The 24,597-nt window shown below is 72.9% G+C and carries 25 protein-coding genes and 1 pseudogene; 17 read left to right on the top strand and 9 right to left on the bottom strand.

The genetic code is table 11. The features are described 5' to 3' along the window. Nucleotides 1-218: pseudogene (locus tag AB0637_RS23275) on the bottom strand (hypothetical protein); the annotation flags it as partial. Nucleotides 219-393: 175 nt separating this feature from the next. Continuing rightward, the gene (locus AB0637_RS23280; RefSeq protein WP_366175080.1) at nt 394-762 is read right to left on the bottom strand and encodes a VOC family protein; all 369 of its coding nucleotides are present in this window, start codon (nt 760-762) and stop codon (nt 394-396) included. A gap of 45 nt (nt 763-807) precedes the next feature. On the opposite strand from AB0637_RS23280, the gene AB0637_RS23285 reads away from it, so the two are divergent. Continuing rightward, on the top strand, nt 808-1,224 hold the full coding sequence (locus AB0637_RS23285; RefSeq protein ID WP_366175081.1) for a nitroreductase family deazaflavin-dependent oxidoreductase: 417 nt from the start codon (nt 808-810) through the stop codon (nt 1,222-1,224). Here the strand turns inward: AB0637_RS23285 and AB0637_RS23290 are convergent. Both AB0637_RS23290 and AB0637_RS23295 read right to left on the bottom strand, forming a co-directional pair. Beyond that, nucleotides 1,206-1,598, bottom strand: a complete 393-nt coding sequence (locus AB0637_RS23290; protein WP_366175082.1) for a VOC family protein — start codon at nt 1,596-1,598, stop codon at nt 1,206-1,208. The two genes, AB0637_RS23285 and AB0637_RS23290, sit on opposite strands and share 19 nt — an antisense overlap. Before the next feature lie 61 nt (nt 1,599-1,659). Then, complete coding sequence (locus AB0637_RS23295; protein ID WP_366175084.1) at nt 1,660-2,148, bottom strand: DUF2231 domain-containing protein; 489 nt, start codon at nt 2,146-2,148, stop codon at nt 1,660-1,662. 50 nt (nt 2,149-2,198) lie between these two features. Here AB0637_RS23295 and AB0637_RS23300 point away from each other — a divergent pair, with 50 nt between their 5' ends. Together AB0637_RS23300 and AB0637_RS23305 are read left to right on the top strand one after the other, a co-directional pair. Continuing rightward, a complete protein-coding gene (locus AB0637_RS23300) occupies nt 2,199-2,432 on the top strand; it encodes a hypothetical protein (protein ID WP_366175085.1) in 234 nt (77 codons plus the stop codon). A gap of 68 nt (nt 2,433-2,500) precedes the next feature. Beyond that, on the top strand, nt 2,501-3,988 hold the full coding sequence (locus AB0637_RS23305) for an APC family permease (RefSeq protein ID WP_366175086.1): 1,488 nt from the start codon (nt 2,501-2,503) through the stop codon (nt 3,986-3,988). Here AB0637_RS23305 and AB0637_RS23310 read toward each other — a convergent pair. After that, nucleotides 3,973-4,665, bottom strand: a complete 693-nt coding sequence (locus AB0637_RS23310) for a DUF4232 domain-containing protein (protein WP_366175087.1) — start codon at nt 4,663-4,665, stop codon at nt 3,973-3,975. The two genes, AB0637_RS23305 and AB0637_RS23310, sit on opposite strands and share 16 nt — an antisense overlap. 138 nt (nt 4,666-4,803) lie before the next feature. Here AB0637_RS23310 and AB0637_RS23315 point away from each other — a divergent pair, with 138 nt between their 5' ends. From AB0637_RS23315 to AB0637_RS23330, 4 genes are all read left to right on the top strand, one after another. Continuing rightward, entirely contained in the window at nt 4,804-5,511 is a 708-nt protein-coding gene (locus AB0637_RS23315; protein ID WP_366175088.1) for a response regulator transcription factor, read from the top strand. A gap of 1 nt (nt 5,512) precedes the next feature. Beyond that, nucleotides 5,513-6,502, top strand: coding sequence for a HAMP domain-containing sensor histidine kinase (locus AB0637_RS23320; RefSeq protein ID WP_366175089.1), 990 nt, complete (start codon nt 5,513-5,515; stop codon nt 6,500-6,502). A 148-nt stretch (nt 6,503-6,650) separates the two neighbouring features. Then, nucleotides 6,651-7,364: a peptidase gene (locus AB0637_RS23325; protein WP_366175090.1), complete on the top strand. Its 714-nt coding sequence runs from the start codon at nt 6,651-6,653 to the stop codon at nt 7,362-7,364. Between the two features lie 66 nt (nt 7,365-7,430). Continuing rightward, the gene (locus tag AB0637_RS23330; RefSeq protein WP_366175091.1) at nt 7,431-8,060 is read left to right on the top strand and encodes a DUF998 domain-containing protein; all 630 of its coding nucleotides are present in this window, start codon (nt 7,431-7,433) and stop codon (nt 8,058-8,060) included. Here the strand turns inward: AB0637_RS23330 and AB0637_RS23335 are convergent. After that, complete coding sequence (locus AB0637_RS23335; RefSeq protein WP_366175092.1) at nt 8,048-8,659, bottom strand: TetR family transcriptional regulator; 612 nt, start codon at nt 8,657-8,659, stop codon at nt 8,048-8,050. The two genes, AB0637_RS23330 and AB0637_RS23335, sit on opposite strands and share 13 nt — an antisense overlap. A 66-nt stretch (nt 8,660-8,725) precedes the next feature. Here AB0637_RS23335 and AB0637_RS23340 point away from each other — a divergent pair, with 66 nt between their 5' ends. Beyond that, entirely contained in the window at nt 8,726-11,317 is a 2,592-nt protein-coding gene (locus AB0637_RS23340; RefSeq protein ID WP_366175093.1) for a glycoside hydrolase family 2 protein, read from the top strand. Here the strand turns inward: AB0637_RS23340 and AB0637_RS23345 are convergent. After that, nucleotides 11,311-12,993 carry a thiamine pyrophosphate-dependent enzyme gene (locus AB0637_RS23345; protein WP_366175094.1) on the bottom strand — a complete coding sequence of 561 codons (1,683 nt, stop codon included), beginning with the start codon at nt 12,991-12,993 and terminating at the stop codon, nt 11,311-11,313. The genes AB0637_RS23340 and AB0637_RS23345 overlap by 7 nt on opposite strands. Before the next feature lie 340 nt (nt 12,994-13,333). Between AB0637_RS23345 and AB0637_RS23350 the strand changes: the two genes are divergently transcribed. The 6 genes from AB0637_RS23350 (at nt 13,334) to AB0637_RS23375 (ending at nt 20,488) form a co-directional block, all read left to right on the top strand. Next, complete coding sequence (locus AB0637_RS23350) at nt 13,334-14,509, top strand: fumarylacetoacetate hydrolase family protein (RefSeq protein ID WP_366175095.1); 1,176 nt, start codon at nt 13,334-13,336, stop codon at nt 14,507-14,509. Nucleotides 14,510-14,621: 112 nt separating this feature from the next. Continuing rightward, nucleotides 14,622-15,671 carry a LacI family DNA-binding transcriptional regulator gene (locus tag AB0637_RS23355; protein WP_366175097.1) on the top strand — a complete coding sequence of 350 codons (1,050 nt, stop codon included), beginning with the start codon at nt 14,622-14,624 and terminating at the stop codon, nt 15,669-15,671. Between the two features lie 98 nt (nt 15,672-15,769). Continuing rightward, entirely contained in the window at nt 15,770-16,753 is a 984-nt protein-coding gene (locus AB0637_RS23360; RefSeq protein WP_366175098.1) for an ABC transporter substrate-binding protein, read from the top strand. A gap of 38 nt (nt 16,754-16,791) precedes the next feature. Beyond that, the gene (locus AB0637_RS23365) at nt 16,792-18,369 is read left to right on the top strand and encodes a sugar ABC transporter ATP-binding protein (protein WP_366175099.1); all 1,578 of its coding nucleotides are present in this window, start codon (nt 16,792-16,794) and stop codon (nt 18,367-18,369) included. Then, entirely contained in the window at nt 18,366-19,436 is a 1,071-nt protein-coding gene (locus AB0637_RS23370; protein ID WP_366175101.1) for an ABC transporter permease, read from the top strand. Before AB0637_RS23365 ends, AB0637_RS23370 begins: the two co-directional genes overlap by 4 nt. Before the next feature lie 71 nt (nt 19,437-19,507). Continuing rightward, a complete protein-coding gene (locus tag AB0637_RS23375; RefSeq protein WP_366175112.1) occupies nt 19,508-20,488 on the top strand; it encodes a sugar ABC transporter permease YjfF in 981 nt (326 codons plus the stop codon). 17 nt (nt 20,489-20,505) lie between these two features. Here the strand turns inward: AB0637_RS23375 and AB0637_RS23380 are convergent, their stop codons facing one another. After that, complete coding sequence (locus tag AB0637_RS23380; protein ID WP_366175102.1) at nt 20,506-20,946, bottom strand: universal stress protein; 441 nt, start codon at nt 20,944-20,946, stop codon at nt 20,506-20,508. A gap of 5 nt (nt 20,947-20,951) precedes the next feature. Further along, on the bottom strand, nt 20,952-21,821 hold the full coding sequence (locus AB0637_RS23385; RefSeq protein ID WP_366175104.1) for a LysR substrate-binding domain-containing protein: 870 nt from the start codon (nt 21,819-21,821) through the stop codon (nt 20,952-20,954). Between the two features lie 78 nt (nt 21,822-21,899). On the opposite strand from AB0637_RS23385, the gene AB0637_RS23390 reads away from it, so the two are divergent. From AB0637_RS23390 to AB0637_RS23400, 3 genes are read left to right on the top strand one after another with little or no spacing between them, the layout of a single operon-like run. Beyond that, complete coding sequence (locus tag AB0637_RS23390) at nt 21,900-23,114, top strand: thiolase family protein (RefSeq protein ID WP_366175106.1); 1,215 nt, start codon at nt 21,900-21,902, stop codon at nt 23,112-23,114. Next, nucleotides 23,111-23,785, top strand: coding sequence for a 3-oxoacid CoA-transferase subunit A (locus tag AB0637_RS23395; protein ID WP_366175108.1), 675 nt, complete (start codon nt 23,111-23,113; stop codon nt 23,783-23,785). Before AB0637_RS23390 ends, AB0637_RS23395 begins: the two co-directional genes overlap by 4 nt. Then, entirely contained in the window at nt 23,782-24,441 is a 660-nt protein-coding gene (locus AB0637_RS23400; RefSeq protein WP_366175110.1) for a 3-oxoacid CoA-transferase subunit B, read from the top strand. The genes AB0637_RS23395 and AB0637_RS23400 overlap by 4 nt, the downstream gene beginning before the upstream one ends. Nucleotides 24,442-24,597: the final 156 nt, after the last annotated feature.

Genomic DNA, 24,597 nt, shown 5'->3' on the forward strand with positions numbered 1-24,597 from the left:
GAACTCTCGGGGGCGTGCTCCAGAGTCCGGCGCAGGAGGTGCAGTTTGGTGGCGTCGAGGCGGTTGCCGAGGGCGTAGAGCGAGCGGGTGAGGTGCTCGACGTCGTCGCGGTCGAGGGTTCCCGTCGGGAGGGTGAGGAGGTCGTCCAGGTCGGCCGCCAGGCGCGTGAGGGCGTCGGCGGCCCTGTCGCGTGGGGTGTCCTGGGCGGTGGGGTTCACGTGTTCCAGGGTAGTCGAACAAACCCTGTGGCGGTAGGTCCGGGGCCTCGCAACTTTGTGCGACGCAACGTCTTGCGAGCTGTGACAGCAGATCCGCGGCACCGTCACCACGGTTGCGGGGCCCCGGGGGTGAGGGTCGCAGCGCGTTGCTCGGCGTCGGACCTGTCCTCCGGGATCACCCCGCGGACCTCCTCGCCGCGAACACGCAGAACTCGTTGCCCTCCGGATCGGCCAGGACGTCCCACCCGATCTCCTCGTCGCGACCGCGGACGAGGGTCGCCCCCAGGGCCAGGAGGGCCTCGACGTCCCCGTCGACGTCGAAGTGCAGCCGGTTCTTCACGACCTTGTCCTCGATCACGCGGTTGACCCACAGCGCGGGTCCCGCCCCGGCGGGGTCCACGAGGGGGACGGGGTCGGACGCCGGTCGCGGGCCGGACGGTCCGACGCGGCGGCGGTACCCCATGGCGCGACACCACCAGTCCGCGAGAGCCTGGTGGTCACGGGCGTCGAGGCAGAGGTCCTTGAACCGGGCGGGGGAGTCCATCCCCCCAGCATGACGGGTACGCACGACCGCGTACGGAGGAGAACCGTGGACTTCAACCAGCAGGTGATCGAGGAGTTCCGCGCCAACGGCGGGACGGTGACGACGGCCGGGTTCGGGCGCAGCCTGCTCCTGGTGCACCACACGGGAGCCCGCAGCGGCACCGAGCGCGTGGTCCCGCTGTTCGCCATCCCCACCGACGGCGGCTGGCTGATCGCGGCCTCCGCGGCCGGGGCCGACCACCACCCGGCCTGGTACCACAACCTGCTCGCCCACCCCGACACCGTCGTCGAGGACCCCGACGCCGGCGAGGTCGCCGTCCACGCCGTGGACCTGCAGGGGGAGGACCGGGAAGCGGCCTGGGCGCGGTTCCTCGCGGCCAGCCCGGGTTTCGCCGGGTACGAGGCGAAGACCTCGCGCCGCATCCCGGTCCTGGAACTGCGGACTCAGGCCGGCGGGGCGTAGAACTGCAGGTCGTTGCCCTCGGAGTCCTTGAACGGGGCGATGCGTCCCCACGGGTGGTCGCTGATGCCACCCGTGAACTCGACGCCCTGCTCACGCAACCGCGAGACCTCCTCGTCGATGGAGGAGTCGGGCGTGAAGGAGATGACCGCCCCGCCGTCGGCGTGCGACGCCGTCTCCTCACGCGCGTTCAGGCCGATCGTCAGCCCGCCCGCGTCGACTTCGCTCCAGTCGGGGGAGGTCATGCCCACGTCCAGCCCGAGGGTCGTGCCGTAGAACGCGACCGCCCTGTCCATGTCGTCCACGGGAACCCACACCGTCGCCACACCGCTCGCCACGTCGACCTCCGAGTCGTCCCGGGCCCGGTGCCCGGTCACGTCCCCAGTCTCGGGGCGGGCGGTGGGACCGCATCCCGGAACGGTCCCGCAAGGACGGGCGTCAGCTGCCGGCCTTCTGCGGCGCCGCGTTCACCTGGTCCTTCCACACGGCCTGCGCGCCGGAGTCGCCCACGCGGTAGACCTGCACGGCCGTCGCGATCGAGGCGACGACGGCGAGCGCCGCGACGACCGACACGGCGGCGCGCCCGTTGCCGGCGCGCTCGGCCTCGTCCCGGCGGCGGCGCTGCAGCCACCACAGGACGACGGCCAGGACGGCCATGGGGAGGGCGAACCAGACGAGCTGGTCGCCGAGGTCGGCGTGCCGGCCGGGGTCACCGACCCGGCGCTCCAGGGACTCCCCGCTGCTCGTGGCGACGGGGCACAGGGCGGTGCCGACGACCGCGACGAGGGCGTTGATCCCGCCGTAGCGGGCGCGCCACGCGGGGCGCACCGCGACCGCGATGGTGCCGAGGATGGCGAGGGGCAGGAGCACCACGACGGCGTGGACGACGAGCGGGTGGACGGGCAGGCCGCCGATGAGGTCGAACATGCACCCAGCGTGCCCGCGCGTTGTTGAACCTCCGCTGAGAAGCTGGAGTGGTGGACGACCTCACCGCGTGGAAGGTGCTCGCGCCGTCGGGCCTGCTGCTCGTCGGAGCCGGGGTCTGCGTCGTGACCGACGCCGCCGTGCGCCGCGCCCGCCGCGGCCGGTGGGTCGGACAGGGGACGGCCGGTCTCGTCACGTTGAACGCCGGTCTCAGCCTGTTCGGCGAGGCGGTCAAGCGCCGGGCGTTGCACGACGTGCACCACGCTGGCCCGCCCGGGGGACGCTGACCCGGACCGACACCTGCCCGAAACACGGGTCCGGCACACTCCGCTCACCGCCCGAGATCGGAGTTCCCGTGTCGTACGAGCAGCCTGCTCACCTCGCCGCACCCGTCGCCGACGACGGGGTGCCCCGCAGCCGTCTGGTGAAGACCCTGCGCCGCGGGGACATCGTCCTGTTCATCGTCGCCGCGGTCATCAGCGGCGACAGCATCGCCGTCCTCGCCGGCGGGGGGCCCGAGGGGCTCGTCTGGTCGGCGTTCATCGGGATCGCCTTCCTCGTGCCGTCGGCCTTCGTCTTCGCCGAGACGTCCTCGACGTACCCCGAGGAGGGCGGCCCGTACCAGTGGGTGCGCCGGGCGTTCGGTCGCACGTGGGCCTCGGTCGCCGTGATCCTCTACTGGATCACGAACCCCATCTGGCTGGGAGGGTCGCTGGCGTTCATCGCCGGGTCGGTGTGGTCGCAGTACGTCGTGAGGACGTCGGCCGTGGGGGACTTCGTCGTCAAGCTCGTCTTCGTCTGGGTGGCGATCCTCCTCGCCGTCGTGAGCCTGAAGCGCGGCAAGGTCCTCATCAACGTCGGGGCGTGGGCGAAGCTGTTCGTCCTCGGCAGCCTCACCCTGACGGCGCTGGTGCACGTCGCGCAGTCCGGGACGGCGGGCGTGGACTGGTCGGCGGCCAGGCCGACCGCGGCGGGGTTCCTCGCCATCGTGCCCGTCGCGCTCTTCGCGTTCGTCGGGTTCGAGGCGCCGAGCGCGGCGTCGGAGGAGATGCACGACCCCCAGCGCGACACCCCGACCGCCATCGCGCGGGGCGCCGGCATCACCCTGCTGGCCTACCTCGCGCCGGTGCTGGCGATCATCCTCGTGACCCCGGCCGACCGGACCGCCGACGCCGGTGTCATGCAGGCGATCGAGGTCAGCTACGCGGTGTTCGGGCCGGCCGCCGGACCGCTGCTGACGCTCACCGCGGTGGCGTTCGTCTACGCGCTGCTGACGCAGGGCTCGGCCTGGATGATGGCGACCGACCGCATGCAGGCCGTGGCCGCCGCCGACGGGGCGTTCTTCACCCGGCGGCTGGGGGAGTTCTCCGAGCGGTTGGGGACGCCGGTGCGGATGAACCTCGTCTCCGGGGTCGTCTCCACGGTGTTCCTCGTCCTCGCGACCGTGCTCGTGCACGGGACGGCGGCCGCGGTGTTCGCCGTCGTCCTCACCCAGGCCGTCTCGACGCTGCTCATCAGCTACGTCGTCATCGTCCCGGCGATGATCCACCTGCGCTGGACCCACGACACGGCCAGGCCCTACCAGGTCCCGGGCGGCCGCCGCGGGTTCACGGTGCTCGCCGGGATCGTCTACCTGTTCATCCTGCTCGGCTCGGTGGCCGCCGTCGTCCCGGGTGTCCTGGAAGGTCTGCTCGGGCTCGAGTACGACTTCGCGCAGGAGTGGGGCGTGAGCCGCGCCAGCTTCGAGGTGTTCACCGTCGGGGTGCTCGTCGTGGTCGTCGCGGCCGCCCTCGTCGGCCGGCTCGTGGGAGCGGCCGGGGTCCGGAGTCAGTCGGAGGTGTAGGGCGTCTGCGTGATCGTCCCCTGGTCGCAGACGGGTCCGGCCGACCAGGGGACGGCCCGGTCGTCGATCTGGTCCGGCGGGATGACGAGCAACGAGGTGGGGACGGCCTCGCACTCGCCCGTCGCCGGTTCCCCGACGGCCGTGTTCGCCACCGTCGACCAGGACAACGACGAGCGGGCGACGTCACCGGGGGCCAGCGTGAGGGCCGGAGACGCGGCGTCCGTGCGGACCTGCCGGGACAGGACCGGTGAACCGTCGCTGCGGGCCAGGGAGATCCCCCCGAACCCCCGGAGGTGGCAGGCCGAACGTCCCGTGTTCGTCAGCGTCAGCAGCGCCGCCCCGCGTCCCGCGGGCGCCGTGGCCGGGGTCAGCGCGGCGACGAGCTGCGTCGAGGTGCAGACGCCGACCGTCGTGGGGGTGCCGGGGGCGGGGCTGCTCGGGGGCGGGGTGCTCGGGCTCGGGTTCGTGGGGCTGGGCGTGCCGGGGACGGGCGTGGTGGGGCTGCTGGTCGTCGGTGTCGATGTCGCTGCGTGTGTCGGTGCGGACGTCGCTGCTGGTGTCGCTGCGGGGGTCGGGGCGCCGACGGTCACTCCGCCCTGGAACGAGCACCCGGTGAGCACGACCCCGGTGAGGGCCAGGACCGCGACGACGAGCGGACGGGACACCGGGGGACGCACCCGACCAGTCTAGGAAGGGCGGTGCGCCCCGGACGCCGCGACCGGCCCCTGTGACAGGACGGACACACCGGCAACCGTTCCGGCACAGCGGGGGTGCCGGGGCTCCCGGCGCGCGGGGCCGGCGGGCATCATCGGGGGGTGCCGACCATCCTCCTCGCCGACGACGAGACCGCGATCACGGACAACCTGGCGCCGCTGCTGACACGCGCGGGTTTCGACGTGGTGGTCGCGCACGACGGCGAGCAGGCCCTCGACCGCGTCCGCGCCCAGGACCCCGACCTCGTCGTCCTCGACGTCATGATGCCGAAGATGGACGGCCGCGCGGTGCTGCGTCGGCTGCGGCAGGAGAAGTTCTCGACCCCCGTCATCCTGCTCACCCAGGTGGGGGAGTCCAGCGAGCGGGCGATGGCGTTGGAGGAAGGGGCCGACGACTACCTCAACAAGCCGTTCGACCCGCAGGAGCTCACGGCCCGCATCCGGGCCGTGCTGCGCCGCCGCGACGGCGACCGGACCGGGGGGCCCGGGCAGTTCCAGCGCCTGCGGTCCGGGGCCGTCGTCCTCGACCGGGTCTCCCAGCGGGTGTGGAAGAACGGGCGCGAGGTCGTCCTCACCCCGCGCGCCACGGCCCTGCTGGCGTACCTCATGACGCACCCCGACGAGGTCATGACCCGGGAACGACTGCTGGAAGCCGTGTGGGGGTGGACGTTCCAGACGAGCACGCGGTCGGTCGACACCCGGATCGCCGAACTGCGCCGCGAACTCGAGGACGACTCCGCGGCACCGCAGCTCATCACCACCGTGCTGGGGACGGGCTACCGGTTCTCCGGTTCCGTCGAGAAGGCCTGACGTGAGCGACGTCGTGACGCCGGGGAACCGGCACCCGAACCGGTCCGCGCTCCTGGCCGCCGGGGTGGCGGTGCTGCCGGCGGTCGCCGCCTGTGCGGTATGGACCCTCTGGCGCACAGGGCGTCTGGGCGGAGGCGGGGAGTTCGTCGAGGTGCGGCTCGGGGCCCAGGTGCAGGACTGGGTCCTCACCCTCGGGGTCCTGGTGTCGGTCGTGCTCGCCGTCGTCCTCGCGCTCGTCGCGCACGTCCGGCGGGTGCGGGCCCGGGCCGAGCGCGAGGCCCGGTCGGCCGTCACCGCGCGGGCCGTCCGGGACCGGCAACTGCTGCTGGGGCGCCTGGACCACGAGCTCAAGAACCCGCTCACCGCGATCCGGTTAGCGCTGGCGAACGCGGCCGCCGACGAGGCGAGTCCCGAGCAGCGGACCCGGGGTCTGCGCAGCATCGAGGAGCAGGTGCTGCGGCTCAGCCGTCTCACGGCGGACCTGCGCAAGATCGCCGACGTCCAGACGAGTCCGGTGACGTTCCGCCGCGTGGACCTCACGGCCCTGCTGGAGGAGGCCCTCGAGGTCGTCGGGGAACAACCCCGGGCGGCGGGCCGCCGCCTCGACCTCGACGTGCCGCGGGCCCCGTGGCCCCTGCCGGCCGTCGACGGGGACGCCGACCTGCTGGCGCTCGCCCTCGTGAACCTCGTCGACAACGCGGTCAAGTACACGCCCGAGGGCGGCAACGTCGAGGTGCGGGCACGGGAGGACACGGGGGGCGTGCTCGTCGAGGTCGCCGACACCGGCCAGGGCATCCCCGCCGAGGACCTGCCGCACGTGTGGGACGAGTTGTTCCGCAGCCCGGCCGCGCGGACCGTGGCGGGCAGCGGGTTGGGGCTGCCGCTCGTCCGGGCCGTCGTCGAACGGCACGGCGGGACGGTCTCGGCGGACAGCCGTGAGGGCCAGGGGACCGTCGTGCGGGTCCACCTGCCGGCGGCGCCGCCGGAGTGAGGACGTCCGTGTGTCGATCTCGACACACGGTGTCCCGGAACGGTTGCGGCGCCGACACCACGGTGCCACACCGCGTCCGTAGTTTCGTGGTGTGGCCGCGAGGGCGGCCGCGCACCGAACCGGAAACGCACTCCTGAAGGAGAACCCCATGCGTGGCAAGATGATCGCTGCCGCCGCCGCTCTGCTGACCACCGCCGGTGTCGCCGGTGCGGGGGTCGCGTCGGCCGCCTCGCCGAGCATCCCGACCGCGACGCCCCTGCACTTCGCCCGTGGCGCCACCTCGACGCACGTCAGTGGCCACGTCGCCGCCGGCGGCGACAACCGCTACACCTTCCAGGCCCGCGCCGGGCAGACCGCGACGTTCCACCTCTCGCGCAGCACGTCCGCGACGACGTGGACCCTCGTCGGCCCGACCGGCCCCTCGGTCCACAACGCCCACAGCCCGCGGCAGAGCGACTTCACCTACACGCTGCCGGAGTCCGGGACGTACTACGTCGACATCGTCTCCAGCCGCCCGGCCACCTACGACCTCTCGCTGTCCATCCCGGCCGCCGCCACGAGCTCGGCCTCGAAGATCACGTTCCCGGCCGGGGGGACCGCGGCCACGGTGAAGGGCACCGGCTCACACGACTACACGTTCGACGCCCGCAGCGGTCAGACCGCCACCGTGCACTTCACCGACACCAGCGCGCAGGGGGCGTGGACGCTCGTCGCGCCCGACGGCAGCCCGCTGCACACGACGATGACCCAGCAGCAGCGCGACGTCACCGTGAAGCTCCCGAGCACCGGTGGCTACCGGCTCTCGGTGCAGGCGCCGGCCGGCAGCCGCTACTCGGTCACGCTGGCGATCCCGCGTCGCTGATCCATCACCGGTGACCGGGTCCGCGCGCGGAGGGGAGGCGCGGACCCGGTCAGCTAGGTTTCCGGCGTGCGCCTGCGTCTGGGAGTCCTGCTGTGGCTGGTCCAGGCCCTCTACCTCGCGGTGGAGCTCGTCGCCGTCGCCGTCGTGCAGGCCCCGTACAGCCTGCTGGACAACACCATCAGCGACCTCGGCGCGGTCGGCTGCACGACGGTCGCCTACCCGACCGGCCCCGTTCCCGTCTGTTCGCCGGCCCACGCCGCGGTCAACGCCGCGTTCGTGGTGTTCGGCGCGGCGATGGCCCTGGGGGCGGTGCTGCTGCGGCCGTTCCTGTTCGCGCCCCGCAGGGGGTGGGTCGCGACGGGGGCGTGGGTCGTGGCCGGCGCGGGGCAGGTGGGGGCGGGCCTGCTGCCCCTGGACGTGGACCTCGAGGGGCACGCCCTGGTCTCGGCCCCGGGGATCGTCGCCACGGGTCTGGCCGTCGCGTCGACGGGGTGGCGGTCGCGCGTGGCGGGGCGGTGGCGACCGGCCCTCGTCGCGACGGGGGTCGTCGGGTTCGCCTGCGGTGCGGTGTTCGTCGTGCGCCTGGACACCGCGTGGGGCGGGCTGCTGGAACGGGTGGCCCTGTGGCCGTCCACCGTGGTCCTCACGCTGCTCGCGGTCCTGCCGGTCCGGGGACGTCGCGGTCAGGTGTCCTGACGGGGAGGCAGCCGCGGGACCAGGGTGGCGGTTGCCTCCAGCACACGGGCGACCTCGTCGAGCACGTCGCCGAGCGCGGGTTCGTCGACGGCGTCCCGTTGCCGGTCCAGGACCAGTTGGGCGACCGTCGTCGTCAGGTGCGCGGCGAGGGCGACCCGCAGGTCGGTGGGGGAGGTTCCCGCCCGTTCGGCGATCGCCTCCTCCAGCAGTGCCCGCTGCTGGTTCCACAGGTCCCAGAGCCGGGCGCGCGGCCCCGGGGCGTGGTCCAGCTGCGCGCGCAACCGCCCGAGGCGCACGGGGTCGGCGGACGCGGCGGTCAGGAAGTGCGTCAACGCGTGCCCGAGAGCGACGTCCTCGGTTTCGGCCGCGGGGCGGGCGCGGAACGCCGCCGCCAGCACCCCGACGTCCCGCTCGACCGGGTCGAGCAGGATGGCGTCCTTGTTCGGGAAGTACCGGTAGAGCGTCGACACCCCCACCTCGGCACGGTCGGCGACCTGTTCGACGGTGACCGCCTCGTAGCCGCGTTCCTCGGCGAGCTCGAGCACGGCGGTGTGCAGCGACGCCCGCGTCCGCTCGGCCTTCAGCTCCCGCAGTCCCACGCACGGAAGCTAGCGCGGAAGTGGGAAGGTCTGCCACTCGGCATGGAGTTCCACTACGGTGGCGCGATGACGGACGTGGGCACGACGATCGGGGCGTTCGACCTCGCCCACAGCGCGGTGGGGGTGGAGGTGCCGGCGGACGGGTGGATCCCCGCCCCGGTCCCCGGCGGTGTGCACGAGGCCCTGCTGGCGGCCGGGCTCATCCCGCACCCCTACCGCGACGGCAACGAGGACGCGGTCCGCTGGGTCGAGGAGCGCGACTGGTGGTACCGCAGCCGGATCGACCTCCCGGCCGACCTGGCCCCCGACGAGCGGGTCTGCTTGGTGTTCCACGGCCTGGACACCGTCGTCGACGTGTGGCTGGACGGAGAACTCCTCGGCCACCACGACAACATGTTCCGCCCCGCCGAGTTCGACGTCACCCGGTTCGCGGCCGGCGGGCACGCCCTGCTCCTGCGGTTCTCCCCGCCCCTGGCGGGGCTGGAGGTGCCCGACAGCGCCCGCTCCCTCCTCACCCGCCTGCGCGGCGCCCTCGGGGACCTCACCGATCCGGCCGAGGAGGGCGGCAGCGGCATCCTGTCCGACGACCTGGCGCGGGCCACCCAGCGCCGGAAGGCGACGTTCTCCTGGGGCTGGGACTTCGGCCCCCGGGTCCCGTCCGTGGGGATCTGGCTGCCCGTCGAACTGCGGCGTTCGCGGGCCGCCGTCCTGCGCGGGCACCACGTGCGGACCGACGCCGTCCACCCCGACGGGACCGCCGACGTGGTGCTGGCGGCGGACGTGGAGGTCTTCGCCACCGACGATCCGCTCGCCGTCCGGTTCCGCCTCACCGCGGCCGGCCGCCCCGCGGTCACGGTGAGCGCGCCGGTGCAGGACGGGCGGGCGGAGGTCGTCGTCCCCGTCCCGGACGCCGCCCTGTGGTGGACGCACGACCTGGGGGAACCCGTCCTGCACGACCTGGCCGTGGACCTCGTCGTCGACCCCGGTCCCGGTGGGGAGTCCGACGTCCTCGACACGCGCGCGGGTCGGGTCGGGTTGCGCACCGTGACCCTCGACCGTTCTCCAGACCCCGAGGGAGGTCGTCACTTCCGCTTCCTGCTCAACGGTGTCCCGGTGTTCGCGCGCGGCGCGGCGTGGTTGCCGCCCAGCCTCCTGGTGGGCAGCGTCACCGACGACCGACTGCACGACCTCGTGCGGCTGGCGCGCGACGGCGGGTCGACGATGCTGCGCGTCTGGGGCGGGGGGATCTACGAGCACGACGCGTTCTACGCCGCCTGCGACGAACTCGGCGTCATGGTGTGGCAGGACTTCGCCTTCGCCTGCATCGACTACCCCAGCGAGGACGCGACCCTGGCCCGGGAGGTGGCGCTGGAGGCCGAGCACCAGGTCGCCCGCCTGCGCAACCACCCCTGCCTCGCGTTGTGGTGCGGGAGCAACGAGGTGCAGATGGTCCACGGGTTCGCCTACCAGGGCTACGAGGACGGCAACTGGGGGTCGGAGTTCTTCTTCCGCACCCTGCCCGACACCGTCGCCCGGCTGGACGGGGCGACGCCGTACTGGCCCGGGAGCCCGTGGGGGGAGGACGCGAGCGAGGGCTGGCTGGCCGTCAACGGTGTGCTGGACGGCGACCGGCACGCCTGGGAGGTCTGGCACGGGTTGGACGTCGGTGCCGGGGGCGGGGAGTTCGCGAGCGTCGGCGAGGCGCGGCACTACCGGCGCTACGCGGCCGACCGCGGCAAGTTCGTCAGCGAGTTCGGCATCCACGCCGCCCCGGAGCGCGGCACGCTCGAACGGTGGGTGGGGGACGCGGACCTCACGATCCACAGCCCGGCCTTCGACGCCCGCAACAAGGACCACCCCAAGGACAAGCACGACGCCGTCCTCGAGATCGTCACCGGGCTCCCGACCACCCTGCAGGAGTACGTGGACGACACCATGGTCTCGCAGGCGGAGGGCCTGAAGTTCGGCGTCGAGCACTACCGGCGCCGGCAGCCGCACTGCAGCGGAGCCCTGGTCTGGCAGTTCAACGACGTCTGGCCCGGGTTCAGCTGGTCCCTCGTCGACTTCGACCTCGTGCCCAAGGCCGGCTACTACGCGGTGAAGCGGGCCTTCGCGCCGCTGCTGGCCAGCTTCCGCACCGACGGCGACCGGCTGGAGCTCTGGCTGAGCAACGCGGGACGACCCGTGCGGACCACCGTCGAGTTCTCGGTCGGGGGTTTCGACGGCCGGGAAGTGCTGGCCTCCAGCGCCACCGCGGCCCTGGGGACGGCGGAGTCGCGGGTGGTGTGGTCCGGGGAGGGGCTCACCGCGCCGGACCGCTACGCCTGGGTGCAGGGTCCGGACGTCCCCGCCAACCGCCTCTTCTTCACCGAGGTCAAGGACGTCCCGTTCGGCCCGTCCCGGCTCGACGTGGCGGTGGTCGGCACGGGGGCGACCACGGCGACGGTGACGATGGCCTCCCACGGGTACACCTACCGGGCCCACGTCCTCAGCCCCGCACCCGGGGTGCGCTTCAGCGACAACCACGTCGACCTGCCCGACGGGCACCGGGTGACCCTCGACGTCGAGGGTCTGCCGGCCGGGTTCGACGTCGCGGACCTGGTGGTGCGCAGCCACCGCGACCGCGCCGTCGTCCGGCGCGCGCCCGTCCCTCAGTAGGCGCGGGTCCGCTGCTCGACGACGAGGTGGACGAGGGCGAACACGTGGTCCTCGTCGATCGCCTCCAGAGCGGCGGCGAGGGCGGCGGGGACGTCCTCGTCGCGGTCGGCGCGGACACCGAACCCGCCGAACGCCTGCGCCATGAGCGCGAAGTCGGGGTTCTTCAGCTGGGTGCCGCTGACGCGGCCGGGGTAGTGCCGTTCCTGGTGGGTCCGGATGGTCCCGTACTCGGCGTTGTCGACGACCACGACGAGCGGCGTCGCGCCGTACTGGGCGGCGGTGGCGAGTTCCTGACCGTTCATGAGGAACTCCCCGTCGCCGGCGACCGTGACGACCCGGCGACCGGGCCTCGCCAGCGAGGCGGCGACTGCGGAGGGGATGGAGTACCCCATCGACCCGTTGCGGGCGCTGAGCATCGAGGCGTACTCCATCGTCGGGAAGTACCGGTGCGCCCAGTTGGTGTGCTCCCCGGCCCCGAAGGTGACGACGGCGTCGCGCGGCAGGGTGGGGACGAGGTTCGCCATGAGCGTGTCCATCCGCGCCGGTCCCGGGGTCGGCGTGGCCGGGGGGAGGGCGGCGAACCGTTCCTGCTCGGCGCGCATCCGCCGGGTCCAGGCGGTCCACTCGGGACGCACGGGCAGCTCGATGCCGGCCAGGTCGCGGACGAAGACGTCGGGTTTGGCGACGATCTGGTAGGAGACCGCGCCGCTGCGACCGCGCAGGGAGGGGTCCATCGTGACGAGGAAGTTCTTCTTCGACCAGTCCTGGCGGACGACGAAACCGTCGGTGATGGTGTCGCCGGGGACCGTGCCCACGAACACGAGGAGGTCGGTCTCCTCGAGCAGGTCGTAGGTGGGTTTGGGCCGGCCGTAGCCGATGGGGCCGACGTAGCTGGGGGAGTCGAACGGGACGGTGCCCTCGGTGCGCCACTCGGCGGCCGCGGGGATGTCGTGCCGCTCGAGCCACCGGGTGAGCTGCTCGGCCGCCTGCGGCGTCCAGTCGTTGCCGCCGGTGACGAAGAGGGGTTTGACCGACCCGGCCAGGGCCTGGCTCAACGCGCTGACGTCGCGGGCGGTCATGCCGCCCGTGGCGACGGGGATCGGAGGGTGGACCGGGGTGTGGACGGGGTGGCGCAGCACGTCCTCGGGCAGGCCGACCACGACGGGGCCCGGGCGTCCGCTGCTGGCGGCGAACATGGCCTCGGCGACGATCTCGGAGGCGCGTTCGGCGTTGTCCAGGACCATGACGCGCTTGGCTCCGGTGTCGAACCACGCCTTGACGTCGAACTCCTGGAACGCCTCGCGGTCGCGGTGGTCGAAGGGGATGAGCCCGACGAACAGGACCATGGGGGTCGAGTCCTGCCAGGCCGTGTGCAGGCCGACGTGGGCGTTCGCGGCCCCCGGCCCGCGGGTCACCATGGCGATGCCGGGGCGGCGCTGCATCTTGCCGTCGGCCTCGGCCATGTAGGCCGCACCGCCCTCGTGGCGGCACACGACGGTCTGGATGCCGGAGTCGTGCAGGCCGTCGAGGACGTCGAGGTAGCTCTCACCGGGGACGACGTAGGTGCGTTCCACACCGTGCAGGGCGAGGGCCTCGACGATCGCGTGGCCCGCGCTGCGCACCGGCGGCTGGACGGAGGGGGAAGTGGGCGCGGGTGCCGCGAAGAGTTCGGTCACGTCCCCGACCGTAGGCAGTTCGGCGGGTTCTGCTCCGTGGCCGGCGACGGATGTTCCGTGGTTGTTGCCGGTTCGTGAAGATCGGCCCGTCTTCACACCTCGCGGGCACGTTGGGGGGATCGCGGGAAGGAAAGGGTGGGGTCCGGCGCGTCCGACGTCCGGGACGGTCCGGAGGGGGCACGGTGGAAGAACGCGCCGGCAGGTGGCCGGTGCGGTGGTGACGGAGGAACGGGCATGACGGTCGTGGTGGAGCGGACCGAGGACCTCGGGGTCCTCGACGGGTTGCGGTCGTGCGAGGGGGACTGCTTCTACTGCTGCGGCCCGGAAACCGACTGACGGCGTGAGCCCCGGGGTGACCGAGGTGCTGCCGGCGGGAGCCCTGCTCGTCGGGCGGGTCTGGGACCCGTCGACCCGCGGCCCCCGCGTCGTGGTGGTCGACACGGCGCCGCCACCCGGAACCGCCGGCTGGGGCGTCCACGACCTCACCGACGTCGACCCCACCGTCGCGGGGCTGCTGGAACGGGACGACCGGCTCGCCGTCGCCCGCGACGCGGTGCGGGGCACGGCGCGGTGGTGGACGACGGACCTGCTCGCGGCCCCCGTGGACGACGCCGGCGCGGCGCACCTGCTCGCCCCCGTGGACCTGCAGGTCGTCAAGGCGTGCGGGGTCACGTTCGCCGACAGCCTCGCCGAACGTGTCATCGAGGAGCGGGCGGGCGGTGACCCGGCCCGCGCGGCCGAGGTCCGTGCCGACGTGGCGGACGTCCTCGGGGGGACGCTGTCGTCCGTTCGTCCCGGGTCGGCGGAGGCCGGGCGGGTCAAGGAGGTGCTGCAGGCGCGGGGCTGGTGGTCGCAGTACCTCGAGGTGGGCCTCGGGCCCGACCCCGAGGTGTTCACCAAGGCGCCCGTCCTGGCCTCCGTGGGGCACGGCGCCGCGGTCGGCGTGCCGGCGTGGTCGCGGTGGAACAACCCCGAACCCGAACTGGTGCTCGTCGTCACCTCCCGGGGGGAGGTCGTCGGGGCCACGCTCGGCAACGACGTCAACCTCCGCGACGTCGAGGGTCGGTCGGCGCTCCTGCTGGGCCGGGCCAAGGACGCGAACGCCTCCAGCGCACTGGGGCCGTTCGTCCGGCTCCTCGACGACTCCCTGACCCTCGACGCGCTGCGCGCCGCGGAGATCGACCTCGAGGTCCGCGGCGGGGACGGGTTCGTGCTGCACGGGCGGAACTCCCTGACCCGCATCAGCCGCCCGTTCGAGGAACTCGTGGCGGCCACGGTCGGCCCGCACCACCAGTACCCCGACGGCTTCGTCCTCTACACGGGCACGCTCTTCGCGCCCACGACCGACCGCGACGAACCCGGGCAGGGCTTCACCCACCACGTCGGGGACGTGGTGCGGATCTCCTGCCCCCTCCTGGGGACGCTGGAGAACACCGTCGCGGCGACGGAGGACCTGCCGCCGTGGACGTTCGGGGTGGGGGAGCTGCTGTCCTACCTGCGGCGGGCCGGGACGTAGGAGCCCCCACCGCACCTGGAGCGGTCTTCCCAGTGCGGTGTCGTCGTCCTAGGATGTGAACGCTCTCAATCCGACGGAGGACCGATGCCCAGCACCGACGGGGGTGCCTGCCGTGGTTGACGCCACAGGGGAGCGGTCCACCGCTGCCGCGCCGCGCCCGCCGGCCATGAGCGACGTGGCCAAGCTCGCCGGGGTGTCGCACCAGACCGTCTCGCGGGTCCTCAACGACCACCCGAACGTCAAGGCGGCGACGCGCGAGCGGGTCCAGAACGCGATCGCCGAACTCGGCTACCGCCGCAACGAGGCTGCGCGGACCCTCGTCACGCGTCGCACGGGAGCGATCGGCGTCATCACCGAGGACTCGCCCCTCTTCGGGCCGACCATGACCCTCATCGCGGTGGAGAACGCGGCCCGCAGCCAGGGGACCTACGTCTCGGTCGCCACCGTCACCCGGTGGGAGGTCGACACCGTCCAGGCCACGCTCGAGCACTTCCTGGACCAGGGCGTGGACGGGGTCGTCGTCATCGCCTCCCACGACGAGGCCGTGCGGGCCGTGAAGGACTACAGCCGCAAGCTGCCCGTCGTCATGGTCGGCCCGGGGCAGGTGAGCGGTCACATCCACACCGTCGCCGTGGACCAGTACGCCGGGGCGAGCCTGGCCGTGGGGCACCTCCTCGACCTCGGACACCGCGACGTCCTGCACGTGCGGGGTCCGTCGGTGTGGCTCGACGCCCGGGCCCGGGAGCGCGGCTGGCTGGACGCGATGCTGCAGGCCGGCGTGCGCCCGGAGGACCCGGTCCAGGGGGACTGGACGGCCTCGGCGGGGTTCGCGATCGGCCGTTCGCTGCTGGGGCGTCGCGACGTCGTGCCCCTGCCGACGGCCGTGTTCACCGCCAACGACCAACTGGCTCTCGGTCTCCTGCACGCGTTCGCGGACGCCGGGGTCAACGTTCCGCGGGAGGTGTCGGTCGTGGGTTTCGACGACGTCGAGGGGTCGGAGCACTTCTTCCCGCCGCTGACGACGGTCCGGCCGGACTGGTCGGCCCTGGGCCGGCGGAGCCTGGAACGCATGACGGCCGCCATCGAGCGGCAGCCGGCGGAGGGGGTCCTCGTGGGGGCCCGGCTCGTCGTGCGCTCCAGCAGCGCCGCCCCGCGACCGTGACGGGCTCGTTGCCGACGGCCTCTTGACCGCGAGAGTTGTGAGCGCTCACAATCTCAGCACCGACACAGCAGTCGGACACCCCGCTCGAGGAGGAGCTCATGTCGTCTCCCAGGACCACCCGCCGCTCGTTCGTCGCCGCCGTCGGCGTCGCCACCCTGTGGGGCCTGTCGGCCTGCGGCGGTGGGGACGCCGCCGGCAGCGAGACCGCCGAGGGCGGGGGAAGTGGAGCGGTCACCGTCGGGTTCTCCCAGCTCGGCGCCGAGAGCGGTTGGCGGACGGCGAACACCGAGTCGGTGAAGGCGGCCCTCACCTCCGCCAACGGGTTCGACCTGAAGTTCGTCGACGCGCAGCAGAAGCAGGAGAACCAGATCAAGGCGCTGCGCGACTTCGTCGCCCAGGACGTCGACGTCATCGCCTTCTCCCCGGTCATCGAGACCGGTTGGGACGAGGTCCTCCAGGAGATCAAGGACTCCGGCATCCCCGTCGTCCTCGTGGACCGCACGGTCGACACGTCCGTCAAGGACCCGTACGCGACGTGGATCGGGGCCGACTTCGAGCAGGAGGGCAAGACCGCCGGCGAGTGGGTCGCGCAGAACGCGCCCGACGCCAAGGTGTTCGAGCTGCAGGGGACCCTCGGCTCCGGTGCCCAGGTCGACCGCGAGAAGGGTTTCGACGGCGTCGTCGGCAAGCAGGTCGTCGGGAAGGCCAGCGGGAACTTCACGCGCGCCGAGGGCAAGACGGCCGTGGAGGCCGCCCTGCAGACCTACCCCGAGACGAACCTCATCTTCACCCACAACGACGACATGGGGCTGGGCGCGGTCGAGGCCATCGAGGCGGCCGGCAAGGTGCCCGGCAAGGACGTGAAGATCGTCTCGGTCGACGGGGTCCGCGACGGGCTGCAGGCGCTCGTCGACGGCAAGTTCAACTACGTCGTGGAGTGCAACCCCGTGTTCGGTGACCAGCTGGCGACGCTCGTCAAGGACGTCGCGGCCGGCAAGGACGTGCCGAAGGAGACCATCGTCCAGGACAAGGCCTTCGACCAGTCGACGACCCAGGCCGACGTGGACGCCCGGAAGTACTGACCACCGACCTGAGTCTCCGGAAGGGCTGTGCCGCAACGATGTCCGAAACCACGAACACCCGACGGTCGGGAGATCCGGCCGCAGCCCCGCCGGACGCGGTCGTCCGCATGACCGGCATCACCATCACGTTCCCGGGGGTCAAGGCCCTCGACGGCGTGGACCTCGTCCTGCGACGCGGCGAGGTCCACGCGCTCATGGGTGAGAACGGCGCCGGCAAGTCGACGCTCATCAAGGCCCTCACCGGGGTCCACCGGATCGACCACGGGGGCATCGCCGTCGAAGGCCGCGAGGTGCGGTTCAGCGGCCCCAGCCAGGCGCAGGCGGCGGGCATCAGCACCGTCTACCAGGAGGTCAACCTCTGCGCGAACCTGACGGTCGCGGAGAACGTCATGCTGGGCCACGAGGTGCGCCGCGGCCCCTTCATCGACTGGCCCGCCACGCGCCGCGCAGCGCGTGGCTTCCTGCAGCGCCTCAACCTCGACGTCGACGTGCGTTCGCAGTTGTCGTCGCACAGCATCGCCGTGCAGCAGTTGTGCGCCATCGCGAGGGCCCTCGTCGTCGACGCCAAGGTCCTCGTGCTCGACGAACCGACGTCGAGCCTGGACCGGGCCGAGGTGGCCGAGCTGTTCCGCGTCGTGCGCCGGTTGCGGGACGAAGGGGTGGCCGTCCTCTTCGTCTCCCACTTCCTCGAACAGGTCTACGACCTGTCCGACCGGATGACGGTGCTGCGCAACGGCCGCTTCGTCGGCGAGTTCGTCACGGCCGACCTGCCGCGCCGGGAACTGGTCGCGCACATGATCGGTCGGTCCGGCGCCGCCCTGGCCGGCATCGAGGAACAGGCCAAGCGGGCCATCACACCGCACTCCTCGCGGGAGACGCCGCTGATGACCGCCGTCGGACTGGGCCGGGGCGGCGCGGTGGAACCCTTCGACCTCTCGCTGTACCCCGGGGAGATCGTGGGTCTGGCGGGGTTGCTGGGTTCGGGACGTTCCGAACTGGCGCGGTTGCTGGTCGGGGCCGACCGCCCCGACCGTGGTGAGTTGTCCCTGGACGAGCGTCCGGTCAAGCTGCCGACGCCGCTGGCCGCGCTGCGCCGGCACCTGGCGTTGTCCAGCGAGGACCGGAAGAAGGAGGGCATCATCGGGGACCTCACGGTCCGCGAGAACATCGCCCTCGCCCTGCAGGCAGGGCGTGGCCCGTGGCGGCGCATCCCGCGCCGCGAGCTGGACGAGATCGTGCAGAAGTACATCGTCGTGCTGAACATCAACCCGCCGAACCCGAACGCCCTCATCCGCAACCTCTCCGGCGGGAACCAGCAGAAGGTGCTGCTGGCGCGGTGGCTGGCCACCGCGCCGCGGCTGCTGGTGCTCGACGAACCCACCCGGGGGATCGACATCGGCGCGAAGACGGAGATCCAGCGCCTCGTCGCCGACCTCGCCGCCGACGGCATGTCGATCGTCTTCATCTCCTCCGAGCTGGAGGAGGTGCTGCGGCTCAGCCAGCGCATCGTCGTCATGCGCGACCGGCACAAGGTCGCGGAGATCACCAACGACGCGTCGGTCACGACCGACACCGTCCTCGAAGCCATCGCGAACTCGGAGGTGAGGGCGTCGTGAACGCGTCCGCCCGCGGTACGAACCCGGTGACGCTGTTCCAGCGCGTCTCCCAGCACGGCCTGCTCTGGCCCGTGCTCGCGCTCGTCGTCCTGCTCCTGGCCTGCGGGCTCAAGAGCCCGGGGTTCCTCGACGTCGCCACCCGCGACGGGAACCTCTACGGCCAGCTGATCGACCTGCTGCGCAACAGCGCGACCCCACTGCTGCTGGCCCTCGGCATGTGCCTGGTCATCGCCACCGGCGGCATCGACCTGTCCGTGGGCGCTGTCATGGCCATCTCCCTGGCCGTCTCGCTGACCCACCTCGCGAGCGTCCCGGACCCCTCGGCGCCCGGCGCGGTCGCGACCGCCGTCGTCCTCGGTCTCGTCCTCGGGGTGGTCATCGGCGCCTTCAACGGGTTCATGGTGACGGCCCTCGGGATCCAGCCGTTCATCGCCACGATGATCCTCATGGTGGCCGGTCGCGGGATCGCGATGCTCATCACCAAGGGGCAGATCACCACCGTCACCAGCCCGCCGTTCAAGTCGATCGGGTCCGGCTTCGTCCTCGGCGTCCCCGTGCCCGTCGTCATCGCCGGGATCGTCTTCGTCCTCGTGGCGCTGGCCGTCCGCCGCACCGCCCTCGGCATGTTCCTGGAGGCCGTCGGAACCAACCGCGAGGCCAGTCGGCTGGCGGGTGTGAGCGCCCGGTCCACCACGTGGGTCGTCTACGTCATCGCGGGACTCCTCGCGGCCCTCGCCGGGATCGTCTACGGCGCACCGACGATGGCGGCCGACGCGAACAACATCGGCCTGCTGAAGGAGCTCGACGCGATCATGGTCGTGGTCCTCGGCGGCACACGCCTGGACGGCGGACGGTTCCACCTCGGCGGGCTCGTCGTGGGTGCGCTGCTGCTGTCCACCCTGGAACGAGCGGTCATCGTGTTCGAGCTGCCGAGCCAGACGACCCCGCTGTTCAAGGCGCTCGTCCTCATCGCGGTGTGCGTCGCGGCCTCGCCCGCCCTGCGCTCCCGGTGGAAGAGCCGGGCCCCCCGCACCCGTCGTCCCGTCCCGGCGGAGGTGACGGCGTGAGCACCGGACTGTCCCCCCAGGCGCCTTCGGGCGCGCCGCCTCGGCCGAGCTCCCGACGGGTCCGCGCCCTCGTGGACCGCGTCGACCGCCGCTTCCTGCCCGTCGTCGGCACCCTGGTCACCCTCGTGGTGATGCTGGGGGTGGGCCAGCAGCGCTACAGCACGGCCCGCACCGACTTCCTCAGCATGCGGCTGCTGTCCAACCTGCTGCTGGACAACTCCTACCTGCTCGTCCTCGCCGTCGGCATGACCTTCGTCGTGCTCGCCGGGGGCATCGACCTGTCGGTGGGGGCCGTGGTCGCCCTCGTGGGTCTGGTGACGGCCAAGCTGTTCACGGCCGGCGCACCCCTGCCGGTGGTCCTCGTCCTCGGCGTGCTCATCGGGACGTGCTGCGGGCTGCTCATCGGCGTCATGGTGCAGGTGTTCGACATCCAACCGTTCATCGCCTCCCTCGCCGTGATGTTCCTGGCCCGCGGGCTGGCGAACGTCGTGAGCACGAACTCCCTCAAGATCGACGACCCGGGCTTCTCGGCGCTGGCCTCCTGGAGCCTGAAGTTCGGGGAGGGCCGGGAGACCTGGCGCATCAACGCGAGCATGCTGATCGCGGTGGGCGTCCTCCTCGTGGCCGTGTACGTCCTGCACTACACGCGCTTCGGCCGCACGGTCTACGGGCTGGGGGCGGGGGACCGCGGAGCGGCCGTGGAACTCATGGGGCTGCGACCGGCTCGCACGCGCATCGGGGTCTACGTCATCTCCGGCACCTGTGCGGGCATCGCCGGCATCCTCTTCGCCCTCTACACGAAGTCGGGGTTCAACCTGACCGGCATCGGGATGGAGCTGGACGCCATCGCGGCCGTCGTCATCGGCGGGACGCTGCTGTCCGGCGGGGTGGGTTTCGTCCTGGGCACCGGCGCCGGGGTCCTCGTCTACGGCCTCATCCAGGTGCTCATCGCCCGTGAGGACCTCGACTCCTGGTGGACCCGGGTGTTCATCGGGGCCGTGCTGCTCGCCTTCGTCGTCCTCCAGAAGGTCATCGCCGGCCGCCGGAGGTGAGGGGCCGCGGCGGCCGGTCACGGCACGACGGTGACCGGCCACCGGGCCAGACGGCACAACCGACCCGCGACGGAACCGCCCAGCCGGTGGCCGAGGCTGTGGGACGTGCCGACGACGACCGCGTCCGCCCGCCGGTCCGTCGCGAGGGCCGCGATCTCCCCGGCCACGTCCCCGGTGCGGACGTGCACCTCGGTGGTGACCCCGAACTCCCCGGAGAAGCGCGCGACGATCGCGGCCAGCTCCTCGGCCACCTCGTCCGCAGACTGCAGTCCCGACACGGCGAGGACGCCGCTGCGGTCCCCGACGGCGGCGAACCCGGGGACGACCTGCCGGACGTGCACGACGACGAGCCGGGCGTCCGCGCGGCGCGCCAGGCCCAGCGCGTGGGCGAGGGCGTTGAGCGAGGTCGTCGAGCCGTCGACGCCCACGACGATGGTCTCCGGTCCGTCGGTCGACACCGCGCTCACCGCCCCCACACGTCGAGGAACCGGGCGACCGGCGGGTGGTCCCGGTCCTCGCGCCAGGTGGCGACGAGTTCCAGATCCGGTGCGGCACCCGCGAACGGCCGGTAGGCCACGGCGTCGGGGCGCAGCGCCGACGTGGACCGGGGCACGACGGCACACCCGAGCCCTGCGGCGACGAGCGCGACCATGGTCTGCACCATCCACAGGTCGTCCTGGACGACGCGGACGTGCACGCCCGCGAGCAGCGCGGACGTCCGTTCGCGCAGGCCGTCGTCCCCGTGCCGCGCGGGCAGCAGGAGCGGTTCCTGCTCCAGGTCGCCGACGGCCACCGCGGGGGCGCCCGCCAGGCGGTGACCGTGCGGCAGGGCGAGCACGAGGGGTTCGGCGGCCAGGACCCGGGAGGCCAGCGCGGGCCCGTCGGGCACGGCGTAGAGGAGCACGACGTCGAGGTCGTCGAGGTCGAGGCGTCGCAGGAGCTCGGTCGGCCGCCCCTCGACGAGCGCCACCTCCAGCCCGGGCAGGTCGGTGCGGACGCGGCGCAGGACGTCGGGCAACCCGCCGGCCACCGCGGAGGGGACCAGACCCAGCCGCAACCGGCCGACGCTGCCGTCGCGGGCCTGCCGCGCCGTGGCGGGCAGCCGGTCGTAGGCCGCCAGGAGGCGCCGGACCTCCGGCAGCAGCGCGCGGCCGGCCGGGGTGAGCACGGGGGTGCGGCCGCCGCGGTCGAACAGCTCGGCGCCGAGCTCGCGTTCCAGGGCGCGGACCTGGCTGGACAGCGGTGGCTGGGCCATGTGCAGCGACCGGGCGGCGCCCGTGAAGGACTCCTGCTCGGCCACGGCCACGAAGTACTCGAGGCGGCGCAACGTCACGCAGCCATACTCCACGAGTACCGGTCCGGTCCGCAACGGATGTTGGACGTATGACGCCGACGGGGTCAGGCTGGGGACATGGCTGGATCCCAGGCTCGCCCCGACGCGTACGTCTACGACGCCGTCCGCACCCCCTTCGGCAAGTTCGGCGGCGCGCTCGCCGAGACCCGCCCCGACGACCTGGCGGCCGCCGTCGTGCGCGCGACCCTCGACCGCTCGCCGCAGCTGCCGGCCGAGGCCGTCGACGAGGTCGTCCTGGGTCTGGCCAACGGCGCCGGGGAGGACAACCGCAACGTGGCGCGGATGGCCGTCCTGCTCGCCGGGATGCCGACGTCCGTGCCCGGCAGCACCGTCAACCGCCTCTGTGGTTCCGGGCTCGACGCCCTGTTCGCGGGGTCGCGCGCCCTGGAGACCGGCGACGCCCACGTCGTGCTCACCGGCGGGGTGGAGTCGATGTCCCGGGCGCCGTGGGTCCTGCCCAAACCCTCGCGCGCCTACCCGGCCGGCGACGTGACGGCCGTCTCGACCACGCTGGGGTGGCGGCTCGTCAACCCCCGGATGCCGAAGGAGTGGACCGTCAGCCTCGGCGGCGCCAACGAGCAGTTGCAGCAGAAGTTCGGCATCTCCCGCACGCGGCAGGACGAGTTCGCCGTCCGCTCGCACGAACGCGCCGCCGCGGCGTGGGCCGAGGGGTTCTACGACGACCTCGTCGTGCCCGTCGGGGACGTCACCAAGGACGAGGGCATCCGCCCCGGCACCACGGTCGAACGCCTCGCGGGGTTGCAGCCCGCGTTCGACCCGGCCGGGACCATCACGGCCGGGAACGCCTCCCCGCTGTCCGACGGCGCCTCGGCCGTGCTGCTCGGGACCGCCGAGGCGGCCGCCGTGATCGGGCACGACCCGATCGCCCGCGTCGCCGGCCGCGGGGCCTTCGCGCTCGACCCGCAGGACTTCGGGTTCGCGCCCGTCGAGGCCGCGCACCGGGCCCTGGCCCGTGCCGGGGTCGGCTGGGACGCCGTCGGGGCGGTGGAACTCAACGAGGCGTTCGCCGTGCAGTCGCTCGCCTGTGTCGACGCCTGGGGTGTCGACCCGGAGATCGTCAACACCCGCGGTGGGGCGATCGCCCTCGGACACCCGCTGGGGGCCTCGGGGGGAAGGGTCGTGGGGACCCTCGCGGCCCGCATGCGCGCCGAACGCGTGCGCTGGGGCGTGGCCGCCATCTGCATCGGCGTCGGGCAGGGACTCGCCGTCGTCCTGGAGAACAATGACGCGCAGGAGGCGGGGGTCCGTTGAGCCGCACGCAGTTCCTCCCCGACGCCGACGCGGCGGTCGCCGACGTCGCCGACGGGGCCACCGTCCTCATCGGGGGTTTCGGTGCCGCCGGGCAGCCCGTCGAACTCATCGACGCCCTGCTGCGTCAGGGGGCGAAGGACCTCACGGTCGTCAACAACAACGCCGGGAACGGGGACCTCGGCCTCGCGGCCCTCCTCGCCGCGGGGCGGGTCCGCAAGATCGTCTGCTCGTTCCCGCGGCAGAGCGACTCGTGGGTGTTCGACGGGCTGTACCGGGCCGGGCGCATCGAGCTCGAACTGGTGCCGCAGGGCACGCTGGCCGAACGGCTGCGGGCCGCCGGGGCCGGTATCGGCGCGTTCTACTGCCCGACGGGGGTCGGCACACCGCTGGCCGAGGGGAAGGAGACCCGCGTGATCGACGGGCGAGAACACCTGCTGGAGTTCCCGATCCACGGCGACGTGGCCCTCGTCAAGGCGCACCTCGCCGACGAGTTCGGGAACCTCGTGTACCGCAAGACGGCCCGGAACTTCGGGCCGGTCATGGCGGCGGCCGCGACGACGAGCGTCGTGCAGGTCTCCGACGTCGTGCCGACGGGTTCGCTGGACCCCGAGGGCGTCGTGACGCCGGCGATCTACGTCGACCGCGTCGTGCGCGTGGGGGTGGCGGCGTGACGATCCAGAACACCGACCGGGGTCCGCTGACCAAGGACGAACTCGCCGCCCGCGTCGCCCGCGACATCCCCGAAGGCGCCTACGTCAACCTCGGCATCGGCCGGCCGACGCTGGTCGCCGACCACCTGAGCCCGGAGTCCGGTGTCGTGCTGCACACCGAGAACGGGATGCTCGGGATGGGGCGCGCGGCCGTGGGGGACGAGATCGACCCCGACCTCGTGAACGCCGGGAAGATCCCGGTCGTCGAAACTCCCGGGGCGTCGTACTTCCACCACGCCGACAGCTTCGCCATGATGCGCGGCGGCCACCTCGACGTGTGCGTCCTCGGCGCCTACCAGGTCGCGGTGACCGGGGACCTCGCCAACTGGCACACCGGTGCACCCGACGCGATCCCGGCCGTCGGTGGGGCGATGGACCTCGCGACGGGGGCGAAGGCCGTCTTCGTCGTCATGCCGTTGTTCGGGCGCGACGGGTCGCCGAAGCTCGTCGCGAACTGCACCTACCCCCTCACCGGGGTACGGTGCGTCTCGCGCGTCTACAGCGAGGAGGCCGTGCTGTCGCTGGAGGGCGGCGAGGTCGTCGTCGAGGAGACGTGGGGGACGACGGTCGCCGAACTGCAGGCGAAGCTGCCCGACCTGGTGCTGCGGGGGCGCTGACCCGGCTGACGTCCTGCGCGGGTCAGCTACCCGTCACTTCCTGAGGGTGAGGTCGTCCTGCGCGAGGGCGCGGGCGAGTTCCCGCGTCCTCTGCAGGAGGGCGGGGTGGTCGTTGCGGGTCCAGGGGCCGGGGGTCATGAGTTTCCCGAGGTCCCG

Source organism: Kineococcus sp. NPDC059986 (genome assembly GCF_040702905.1).
Taxonomy (GTDB): Bacteria; Actinomycetota; Actinomycetes; order Actinomycetales; family Kineococcaceae; genus Kineococcus.